This is a genomic window from Halochromatium glycolicum, assembly GCF_016584085.1.
GTDB lineage: Bacteria > Pseudomonadota > Gammaproteobacteria > Chromatiales > Chromatiaceae > Lamprobacter > Lamprobacter glycolicus.
The window spans coordinates 1-1,257 of record NZ_NRSJ01000125.1 but is presented as its reverse complement, the minus strand read 5'-3'; the positions used below and the strand labels follow the sequence as shown (position 1 = coordinate 1,257).

General features: G+C 70.5%; 1 protein-coding gene. It reads right to left on the bottom strand.

Annotation, left to right across the window (positions count from 1 at the left end; genetic code table 11):
- A partial coding sequence (locus tag CKO40_RS23800; protein ID WP_200348936.1) for an RHS repeat protein occupies window positions 1-1,120 on the bottom strand: 1,120 nt, incomplete at its 3' end.
- Window positions 1,121-1,257 lie beyond the last annotated feature (137 nt).

Sequence of the window (1,257 nt, the reverse complement as noted above, 5' to 3'; positions counted from 1 at the left end):
GGGCACCGGTGGCGGCGTCGGTGGTGGCCACGACCGAGTTGTGCCCGTCCTGGTGATAGACGAGGGTCTGGCCCGCGGTGTAGTGGAGGATGGGGCTGTCGATGCCGGCGCCGTGGACGTAGCGGGCCACTGGATCGGACCAGTCGCCTTCGACCTGCTGGTAGAGGGCATCGCCGTCGTAGTGGTAGTGGGTGGTGGTGGCGCCGACGGTCTTGGCGATGCGCCGGCCCTGGGGGTCGTAGGTGTAGGATTCTGCAGGGAGGCCGGTGCGGGTGGCCTGGACCTGGCGGTCCAGGGCGTCGTAGGCGAGGGTCAGCGTGTCATCGCCGGTGCAGTCATTCCCCAGGTCGGTGACGTTGCCGGTGCACTGCTTGGTGAGATTGCCGTTGGCGTCGTAGAGGAGCTGGCCCACGAGGGGCCCGGCCGGGCTGCCCTCACGGATTTCGAGGAGTTGGTGGGCGTCGTCGTGGACGTAGTGGGCGACGGGCCCGGCGGGCGGGGTGTGGGTCACCCGGTTGCCGAAGGCGTCGTAGGTCCAGGCCTCCACGGCCCCGCCGGTGTCCACGGAGAGCAGCCGCGAGAGGGCGTCGTAGCCGTAGGTGTGGCTGCGGGAGACGCCGCCCAGGGTCTCCGTCATCGTCGCGCGGCGCCCGAGGGTGTCGTAGGTGAAGCCCTGGCTGTGGATGGGTCCGCCCGGAGCGGTCGTGGTCAGGGACTCCAGGGCATCATCGGCGAGGTAGTCGTATTGGGTACTGACTCCGCCCGGCAGGTCCCGGCGCGTCAGGCGCCCGGCGTCATCGAAGGTGTACCCGATGAGCGCGCCGTCCGGGGCCCACAGGGTGGTGAGCCGGCCGGTGGGATCGTAGAGATAATCCGTCTGGCGGCCCCGGTCGTCGCGCAGGGTGTCGAGCAGCCCGCCCGGGCTCCAGTCGTATTCGAGGCGTGCGTTGCCGCGGGCGTCGGTGACCCGCGCGAGCCGGTGGGCGGCATCGTAGGCCAGAGTGTAGTCGACCTCGGGGGCATGAATGGCGGTGGCCTGGCCCAGCGGGTTGCGGGTGTAGGTGATGAGGTGGGGCGCGGGGTCACCGGCGAAGGCATAGGTGCGCTGTTCGCTGAGCACGCCGCCGAAGGCGAAGTCCCGCTCGACGATCTAGCCCTCTGCGTCCTCGATGCGCACGAGGTCGCCGTGGACGTTGGGGGTGTAGCGGGTGGTGCGCCCGAGGGCGTCGGTCTCGGTGAGCGTACGCCCCCAGTCGT